11 protein-coding genes and 1 pseudogene are annotated in these 8,175 nt (G+C 49.5%); 10 read left to right on the forward strand and 2 right to left on the reverse strand.

The window, feature by feature from the left end:
- The 10 genes from CAGGBEG34_RS07865 to CAGGBEG34_RS07905 form a co-directional block, all read left to right on the forward strand.
- On the forward strand, positions 1-289 hold a 289-nt coding region (locus CAGGBEG34_RS07865; protein ID WP_042688379.1), incomplete at its 5' end, for a hypothetical protein.
- Positions 286-477 (forward strand): hypothetical protein, encoded by a 192-nt coding sequence (locus CAGGBEG34_RS07870; RefSeq protein ID WP_042687503.1) that lies wholly within the window; start codon positions 286-288, stop codon positions 475-477. The genes CAGGBEG34_RS07865 and CAGGBEG34_RS07870, both read left to right, overlap by 4 nt.
- On the forward strand, positions 458-640 hold the full coding sequence (locus tag CAGGBEG34_RS11150) for a hypothetical protein (protein WP_158641844.1): 183 nt from the start codon (positions 458-460) through the stop codon (positions 638-640). Before CAGGBEG34_RS07870 ends, CAGGBEG34_RS11150 begins: the two co-directional genes overlap by 20 nt.
- Positions 631-759 carry a hypothetical protein gene (locus CAGGBEG34_RS11980; RefSeq protein ID WP_275226174.1) on the forward strand — a complete coding sequence of 43 codons (129 nt, stop codon included), beginning with the start codon at positions 631-633 and terminating at the stop codon, positions 757-759. Before CAGGBEG34_RS11150 ends, CAGGBEG34_RS11980 begins: the two co-directional genes overlap by 10 nt.
- Before the next feature lie 7 nt (positions 760-766).
- Positions 767-1,030 carry a DUF4224 domain-containing protein gene (locus CAGGBEG34_RS07880; RefSeq protein ID WP_006683176.1) on the forward strand — a complete coding sequence of 88 codons (264 nt, stop codon included), beginning with the start codon at positions 767-769 and terminating at the stop codon, positions 1,028-1,030.
- A gap of 2 nt (positions 1,031-1,032) precedes the next feature.
- The gene (locus CAGGBEG34_RS07885) at positions 1,033-2,109 is read left to right on the forward strand and encodes a tyrosine-type recombinase/integrase (RefSeq protein ID WP_006683177.1); all 1,077 of its coding nucleotides are present in this window, start codon (positions 1,033-1,035) and stop codon (positions 2,107-2,109) included.
- A gap of 837 nt (positions 2,110-2,946) precedes the next feature.
- On the forward strand, positions 2,947-3,492 hold the full coding sequence (locus CAGGBEG34_RS11155; RefSeq protein WP_006683178.1) for a hypothetical protein: 546 nt from the start codon (positions 2,947-2,949) through the stop codon (positions 3,490-3,492).
- A 283-nt stretch (positions 3,493-3,775) separates the two neighbouring features.
- The gene (gene ltrA, locus CAGGBEG34_RS07895; protein ID WP_006683179.1) at positions 3,776-5,479 is read left to right on the forward strand and encodes a group II intron reverse transcriptase/maturase; all 1,704 of its coding nucleotides are present in this window, start codon (positions 3,776-3,778) and stop codon (positions 5,477-5,479) included.
- 134 nt (positions 5,480-5,613) lie between these two features.
- The gene (locus tag CAGGBEG34_RS07900; RefSeq protein WP_042688382.1) at positions 5,614-5,919 is read left to right on the forward strand and encodes a hypothetical protein; all 306 of its coding nucleotides are present in this window, start codon (positions 5,614-5,616) and stop codon (positions 5,917-5,919) included.
- Between the two features lie 55 nt (positions 5,920-5,974).
- Positions 5,975-6,271 carry a hypothetical protein gene (locus tag CAGGBEG34_RS07905; RefSeq protein ID WP_050009371.1) on the forward strand — a complete coding sequence of 99 codons (297 nt, stop codon included), beginning with the start codon at positions 5,975-5,977 and terminating at the stop codon, positions 6,269-6,271.
- Between the two features lie 38 nt (positions 6,272-6,309).
- On the opposite strand, the gene CAGGBEG34_RS07910 is transcribed toward CAGGBEG34_RS07905, so the two are convergent.
- Both CAGGBEG34_RS07910 and CAGGBEG34_RS07915 read right to left on the reverse strand, forming a co-directional pair.
- On the reverse strand, positions 6,310-6,726 hold the full coding sequence (locus CAGGBEG34_RS07910) for a hypothetical protein (protein ID WP_042688383.1): 417 nt from the start codon (positions 6,724-6,726) through the stop codon (positions 6,310-6,312).
- Between the two features lie 1,146 nt (positions 6,727-7,872).
- Positions 7,873-8,175 (reverse strand): annotated as a pseudogene (locus CAGGBEG34_RS07915) (ABC transporter substrate-binding protein); the annotation flags it as partial.

The raw sequence follows: 8,175 nt of genomic DNA on the forward strand, positions 1-8,175 counted from the left end.
GAACGCGCTCTATGAGTTAGAGCTGCCCTTGCCCTTGGAACGCCGTACGCTGGCAAAACGGATTTATGAATCCTGGGCTTCAAATGTCGGTCTCGGCGTAGCGATTCGTAGCACGTGGTTCGGTTCAGACGCCGAGTTCGGCGCATTCATCCGCGCATGGTTTAAAAAAGACTTTCTGGAAGTCTCTGAAATCGAAGCGCAAGAAGAAATGGCGCGCCGTACAACGCCATCGGAAGAGATTGCGGACAACGCCTGCCCTGAATCCGTGGGCGCGGGAGAGACCACATGAACCTCCGCCCCTTCCAAATTGAAATCAACCGTCATCCGCCGTTTATCGGCCTGTTCGAGTCCAGCAGCGCGGCCTTGGATGCCTTCCACGCATTAGCGGCGGCTGAGGCGCGGATAGGCAACGGATTCCGGCTGGCGGTACAGCCCTATCGACCTGAAGGAGAAGGCAATGCCTGTATTGAACGATAGAGCTTTGCGGCCTCTCTACCGGAAGGCGGGGAGGGCGCTGGGTCAGTTGAACCAGCGGATAGACCGGTGGACGCGGCGGTATCCAACAACGACCGCCGTTCTGTTCGCGCTGCTTGGTTGGGTATTGCTCTGGCTGGCTCATCGGGGCGCGATATGCACATAGAAATCGAACACGGCGCATCGGCGCAGGAAACGCGCGACGCATTCTTAACCGCGCGTCAAACGGGTATCGGCGGCTCAGCGGCCAGACGCTGCGCATTCAATCGTTTGACCGATTTTTAGAACAAGCATGGAACAGGCTATTTTTCTGACCGAGAAACAAGTGGATGAATTAACAGGCATCAGCCGTGGTTGTACGCTCCATCGCGGCACGAAAATGGAGCGTAAAGTCATGAAATACGATCTCCAGGTTTCCCATCTGCGTACAACTGGTTTGGCGTTCTTTATCAATGCACGGGGTCGGCCTATTGTCACTCGCGCTGCCGTTGAAGGCCGGAAAGAAGAAGCGCAGATTGAAGCTGGATGGAACCCAAGACTTGCTTATTTAGCATAATCATGGGACGCAAACCATCCAAGAACATGAACTTGCCGCCTCGTATGCGGGCCAGACGCCAGCGCAGCGGCAAACTCTACTATTACTATGATACGGGTGGCGTGCCGCGTAAGGAAATCCCGCTTGGCAACGACTTTATTCAGGCGGTTCGGAAATGGTCTGAGCTTGAGGCTGAAACAGAACCACGCGCCTCTATTGTAACTTTCCGTCACGCTGCAGAACGGTATATACGCGATACTTTACCTCTCAAATCAGCTAACACGCAAAAAGTCGAAATGTTTGCGATGGTTAAGCTCATGGAGTTTTTTGATGATCCCCCTGCACCGCTCAAAGAAATAAAACCCGTTAATATTCGGCAATATCTTGACTGGCGCATTAGGAATGCCAGAGAGCGCTTAATAAAACTTGGACGCAAGCCAAAGGGTAACGAAGGGCAAGTGCGGGCTAATCGAGAAAAGCAGCTTTTTTCTCATATTTGGAATAAGGCGCGTGAATGGGGTTATGTCGACTTGGCTAATCCATGTGTTGGAATAAAAGGATACAAAGAGAAAGGAAGACAAGACATCTATATTCGAGATGATCTTTACCAAAGGGTTTACGAGCACGCAAAACAACCGCTTCGCGATGCAATGGACTTGGCTTATCTGACCGGCCAACGACCCTCTGATGTACTCGAAATGAATGAGTATGCAATAGATGAGGGCTGCCTTGTTGTGCAGCAAGGAAAAACAGGGACCAAAGTCCGAATCGCCATTGTAGGCGAACTCCAAGCGCTTCTAGAGCGAATTAGAACTCGAAAATCCAAGTATAATCCCCGCAACTTCGCTTTAATTGTTGATGAGCGCGGTCAGCAGTTCACTCTTGGGCGGCTTCAAGATGCGTTCGCGGTTGCAAGGGAAAAGGCGGGTATTCGCCCTGAAGCATTTCAATTTCGAGATCTGCGCGCGAAAGCAGCGTCAGACAAAGCTGAAGACACTGACTTGATGAGTGCACAGTATCAGCTTGGCCATGCTTCCGTAACAATGACAGAACACTACATTAGAAACAGAAGGGGTAAAAAAGTAGCACCTACAAAATAGCTCATTTTGCTCCGCAAACAAAATGACCCTCTAGCATTTATAGGTCTTCCAAGGCTGGAGTTTGCTGGAGTTTGCGGAGCAAAAAATTAGATAAGTATTTGAAAATAAAGTAAAAAGCCTGAGTTTCAGGTACTAGCGGGTAACTCCGTGCCGGTTCGACTCCGGCCTTGGGCACCATTTATTTTGTCTAACTATTTGTTTTATAAAGAAAATTCTCGCAGTTTGGCGTAAATTTGGCGTAACTGGCGAAAACTCTCTGACCCATTCAGCCCCTTGTGAACTGTCGGGTGAGCCACCCAGAGAGGCGTGTGGGATTGGTCTATTTGGGGTGGACGCCGGAAAAGGTAATTTTTAGGTCATCAAAAGGTAATGCGTTACCTTTGATAAAGGTAATGTAAGAAAAAATAAAAATCCTTATAAATCAACAGGATAGAGAAAAATCACCTTGTTGATTACCCCAAATTACCTCAAAATTACTTTTCGGTAATGCGCAAACCCTTGATCAATCAAGGGTTTGAAGCCTGTTTAGCCGGGTCGATGACCAAAATTACCTTTTCCGGAGGGCTTACCGAAAACAGGGTTGGGTGATAGAGATCACTGACTGCATCAAAAGTGCATCAAAACGCAACACTCCGCCACGTGTAAAATGCCCTTAATCCCTTGCCATTAGGGCTTTCCAGAGTTTTCAGCGTGCAACAGAAATCACGCTTTTTGTGAAAAAGGCAGGCGCGGGGGGACTGCGTTTTTAGGGGTTCTCTGGTGCTTGACGATGGAAGCCACGATAGGGCCATTGACTATAAAACCTTCACGCCACTTGATCTCTTCGGATAATTCCTGATGCCAACATCCCCTACAAATCCCCCTTCACACGCTGACGAAGCATGGAAAGACGCTCTAGACAGATACTTTCCAGAATTCATGCAATTTTTCTACGCCGATATCGCTCACAAGATCGACTGGCAAGCGGGCCATGAAATGCTGGATAAAGAACTGCTGGCGCTGACCACAGAATCGATGGTCGGCAAAAGGCTGGTCGATCAGCTCATCAAAGTCCGCTTTAAGGAAGGCCAGGACGGCTTTGTTCTGCTGCATGTCGAAGCGGTGCGACGCGCAAAGTCGCATACAGGGAATGAAGTTATAAGCTTCCAGGGGATTCTTGCCCCCTGTTCCTACGTAACGGGGTCACAGACCCTGCCTAGGCCGAGAGTCAGTAATAAAATCGGTCGAATGCAAGGCACGAAAGCGGGACGAGGGCGAGCCTTTCCGTCCTCGGACTGCCAAGGAAAAAGACGCAGGGTTAACGCGAGTGAACTATCGAGTCAGTTTCGTAACGTGCGAAAGAGTGAAATAAAGGCTGACACACTCTCACCAAAAGGTATCTGAGCGGTCAATCAAGTCATTTCGTTGATTGACGCAAGAACACACGCTCAGCGGAATAGAGATAGAACCCTCACGTCCTATCGTCCCTTATGCGGAACGCGGTAAGCCCGCTGGAGTCTCGGAAACGAGTAGGCCAAGCGCAAGCGAAGCGGAAATCTCCAGCGGGTAAAGGATGCGGGAGAAAGCCAATGCCTGGGGTAATGCTCAAGATACAGGCATATGCCTGACACGAAAGTGAGCCCACTTCCCGCGGGTCTTCACCGATAAATCGAGGTCACGGAACCCAATGCTTGTGAAAGATAGAGCCGCCTCTGGCATCGGAGCAAGCACACTCCCACGCGTGTGGCACAGTATCGACTGGAAAGCCACAGCGCACCGAGTGAGGAACCTGAGACGTCGTATTTATCGTGCGAGCCAATTGCAACAGCCTAATCGGGTACGCAGCCTGATGAAGCTGATGCTGCGAAGTCGAGCGAATCTGTATGCCGCTGTACGGCGAGTGACGCAAGACAACCCAGGCAAACGAACGCCTGGGGTGGACGGCCAGCTCGCCCGCACGGCAACAGAACGCGACCAGTTGATCCAACAAATGGGCCGCTACACCCTAGGCCGAGTCAAGCCCACACGACGCATTTACATTCCGAAACGGAATGGCAAAACCCGTCCGCTGGGCATTCCCTGTCTGGTCGACCGAGTGGCTCAAGCGATGGTCAAAAATGCGCTTGAACCAAGCTGGGAAGCGAGGTTTGAGCCCCACAGTTATGGCTTCCGTCCTGGACGAAGCGCGCATGATGCCCTTCAGTATACCTGGACGTGTTTACGTGCAAGTTGCAAGCGCCCCTGGGTTTTGGATGCCGATATCCAAGGCGCGTTTGACCAAATCAGCCATACGTTTCTGATGCAGAGCTTGGGAAACATCCCAGGCCGTGCGTTAATCCATGCTTGGCTGAAGGCAGGCTATTTAGAAGCGGGAAGCTGGTCAGCCACCGAACGGGGTACTCCGCAAGGCGGCATTATCAGCCCATTGCTGCTCAATATTGCCCTGCACGGTTTGGAAAACGACCTGCATCAACACTTCCGGTATCACCGGCCAAGAAATACACCAAGGATACGCTACACGGCCAAGGGTGCACGTTATCGTATCGTGCGTTACGCGGACGACTTTGCAATCATGGCGGAAACCCGCTTAGAAATCGAAAGGATTGTTCCCTTCATAAGCAGTGGGCTAGAGAAACGCGGTTTGCAGTTTCATCCCGACAAAACCCGAATCGTCCATATCGATGACGGGTTTGACTTTCTGGGAATGACGCTGCGCCGATTCAAAGGCCACTGTTTAACGAAACCCGACAAAAACCGAGTCGTGGAGCAACTCCGTTCCATTCGATGCTGGCTAAAACAACCTCCCTCCATGACACCCGAAGGCGTGATTCGGCAACTGAACCCTATCTTACGGGGTTGGGCTCAGTACTATCAGCCTGGGGTCAGCAAAGACACGCTCCAATGGATGAGCCATCAACTCTGGCGAGCCCTATGGCGATGGTGTCTACGGCGCCATCCTCAAAAAGGAAAAAGATGGGTGCGACAAAAATACTACCGCACCCTTCAAGGAAGGCAATGGAGATTTGCCACCGAGGTCAAAGATGGGCGAGGAAAGCGTAAAATGCTCCGCCTCTTCGATCTGGGTGACATGCCCATTCGACGTCACATTCTGGTCAGGGATACCTATGCCCCGGATGATGCCGCGCAAGCTGCCTACGGCGAGCAACGCCAAAGGCAGCGAAGCCGCCTCTACTGGGGACAAGACAAACAACCCGGCCGCATCGCCCGCGCACAAGCAGGGCGATGTCCGCAATGCGGCGAGCTTATACTGAATGGAGAAAAACTCCATCTTCACCATCGCCATCCCGTCCAACAGGGTGGCAAGGATACGGATGATAACCTTGTCTGGTTGCACAAAGTCTGCCATCAACAGATTCATGCTCGGCCATAACAGTATGCAAACAGCTCGAAGGCTTGAGCCGGATGATGGGAAACTGTCAAGTCCGGTTCTTAGGGGAGGGGTGCAGGGCGACCTGTCACCTCTTACCCGACCAGGGCGATTACGAAACACATCTTGCGCAAAGATTGTTTGAATATTTTTATCGACTTTATGATCGTTATCGATTACCGATTATCACGATGGCGATATTGACGGACGACAGTCCTACTTGGCGTCCTGACCGTTACCAAATAAATGCGTGCGATCTGAGCATATTAGATTTTCAGTTTTTCCCGAAAAAACTGTTGGATTATCAAGGCCAAGAACCAGAATTGCTTGAAATGGATAATCCATTTGGGACAGTGGTTGTAGCTCACTTATCGGCGTTGGCAACCCGCCCTGATCCAGAAGCGCGTTATCAGCACAAATTCTCTTTAACCCGCCGCCTATGAAAAGGGGCTGACACGCGACGCGATCCTGCGTCTGTTTTATTTCATCGATGGTATATTGACGCTGCCTGAAACGCTTGGCGTGCGCTACAAAGAGGCCATCTATCAATTGGAAAAGGAGCGAAACGTGGCATATATCACGAGCATCGAGCAGATGGGCATCAACAAAGGCTTACAGCAAGGGCTACAGCAAGGCGAGAGCACCCTGCTTCGTGTCCAATTAGAAGATATTTTTGGTGAACTACCCGAACAATATCAACAGCAATTAACCGCAGCAGATTCAGACACGCTGCTTAAGTGGGGTAAGCGCATCCTCAAAGCCAAAACACTCGCCGACGTTTTTCAGAACAGTTAATTATTGTTCACCCGCCAACACCAAAATTCAGCCCCAAGTCAGAAGTCGCCTACAAGTTTATCTGGGCGTTTTACCATTTGTCCGTCTTTTATTTGTTTGAGCTTGGCCCGCGCAATGTTCTGTGCTTCATAAAGCTGCTGAGGATTGCGGGATTCGACAATCGCGGTCAGCAAGGCTTCGCTGGTGAAAACGGAAAGCAGGACATTTTCGGGAATGACACTTGTATTCCCGCTCTGATTCGCAGCCCGAATTTCCTCCACTTTTCGACTTAAGCACATTTCGATCTCTTGCACATTTTCTGCAATCACCCCTTGCACAAGCATTTGTCGCAAAAATTCAGAAACGCTGATTCCATGCTCGTTTGCCTTGCGCCGGTAGAAGCTGGCTAGCTCTTCATCGAGGCGGAGGCTGAATGGCATGGTTTTTCCTTTTCCGATTCCTTTTGGTCGCGGCACTTTCCAGTCTCCGTAAGAGTTATATCAAAGCATAGCCCCTTCGGTGTAGTCACCTGTAGTTCTCGGTGTCGCCACGCTCAAACCCTTATACAGGTTGGCTTTCAGCCATTGCAACGGAGTTGCGTGGTGTGTGACACGTTTTAAGGGGAGCGGGGCGTGCCCCGCGCATCAGGGATTTCATGACATTTTGCATCTGGATAACCTCAGTGGACGAAAAGGCTTTTTTGCTAAAACGACAGACGTTGTTCTCTTTGGGGTCGTCTCAGAAAACGGAATTTAAAGCACGTTAAGCCGGTAGCATCGGTCGTAGTGGCTTGAACTTGCCAGCGCCGATCTTGACGCTGCTGCGCCAGACGTAATCGCCAATCAAGTTGGGATAGTGACTACATATAGCTGCAAAATCGGCTATCTGATCGATCAGAATAAATTGTGCATGTTATTGATAGGCTACGCCTTAGCTGCTTTTGCGTAAGCGCTTTACTTTCTGCACCCGTTTCTTCTTTGGGGCCGTTTTTGCATCGTATGATCATCCTCAAATTCTTGGTCAATCTATTCTTTTATAAGTAGATCACTTTATGTATGAGTTGACCATGAGCAAAATCTCTTTGATGATCTATTCGGCTATCTACTCAATGATCTACTCAACCATCCACTGATTTCAGCCCTTTAAGGCGGACAGGATAAGTGAAGCGACTTCTAGAAAGGTCAGTGAAGCTAGGTTAGTCAGGGCGCTTATCATGCTGTCTCAAGATATCAGTGATGAAAAGATTATCAAGGCGCTCAAAGAGGTCTGGTAATTTCGATATCTTTTTACTCTAAAGGTAGTAGTTATTTATACTTCTATTGAAGTAATAATTTAGATGCGATTATGTTGACATCTGGTATATGATATAGTATAAATTTCCTATGTTTAGGAAACCAGTTTATGAATTTATTCCAGAGAAAAATGCTCTGCTTATCAAGAAGCGGGGAATTGGGGAGCATATCAATTTGACGGAGATTATATCCGGCAGCAGGGAAAACACCCAGAAAAGGAACAGTCAGGCCCTTACGGCTCTTCTCTCAGGCTGAATGTGCTTTATTGTCCGTTCCGTGACGCGACCCCAAGGTTCACAAATTGAAGCGCTTTGGAAAGCAGAGCAAAACTCATCTTAATCCGACTCCTGAAAAAATCGTCAGGCCAAGCGGGTTGATTTTGAAGCCGGTCACCCGTTTATTGATCACTGCATAGTCCGTCGCATAAGCGATAGGCGTAATCGGCTGTTCTTGTTTGAAGATTTGCTGCGCTTTGAGATAAAGCTGGGTGCGTTTGTCCATATTAATGATTTGAACCGATTTCTGAATCAAATCGTCAAAGGTCTTATTGCGCCACTTCGAGAAATTGAAACCATTGCGCCCTGCGTCAGAATACAAAATCTGAAGCGATTTATCAGGATCAGGGATATTACT

Origin of the sequence: Candidatus Glomeribacter gigasporarum BEG34 (assembly GCF_000227585.1) — a bacterium.
Taxonomy (GTDB): Bacteria; Pseudomonadota; Gammaproteobacteria; order Burkholderiales; family Burkholderiaceae; genus Glomeribacter; species Glomeribacter gigasporarum_B.

What these genes read in the sequence shown, in the direction of transcription:
- CAGGBEG34_RS07880 (WP_006683176.1), top strand. Translation starts at nt 767, where the DNA reads ATGGAACAGGCTATTTTTCTGACCGAGAAACAAGTGGATGAATTAACA.
- CAGGBEG34_RS11155 (WP_006683178.1), top strand. Translation starts at nt 2,947, where the DNA reads ATGCCAACATCCCCTACAAATCCCCCTTCACACGCTGACGAAGCATGG.
- CAGGBEG34_RS07885 (WP_006683177.1), top strand. Translation starts at nt 1,033, where the DNA reads ATGGGACGCAAACCATCCAAGAACATGAACTTGCCGCCTCGTATGCGG.
- CAGGBEG34_RS07870 (WP_042687503.1), top strand. Translation starts at nt 286, where the DNA reads ATGAACCTCCGCCCCTTCCAAATTGAAATCAACCGTCATCCGCCGTTT.
- CAGGBEG34_RS11980 (WP_275226174.1), top strand. Translation starts at nt 631, where the DNA reads ATGCACATAGAAATCGAACACGGCGCATCGGCGCAGGAAACGCGCGAC.
- CAGGBEG34_RS11150 (WP_158641844.1), top strand. Translation starts at nt 458, where the DNA reads ATGCCTGTATTGAACGATAGAGCTTTGCGGCCTCTCTACCGGAAGGCG.
- ltrA (WP_006683179.1), top strand. Translation starts at nt 3,776, where the DNA reads ATGCTTGTGAAAGATAGAGCCGCCTCTGGCATCGGAGCAAGCACACTC.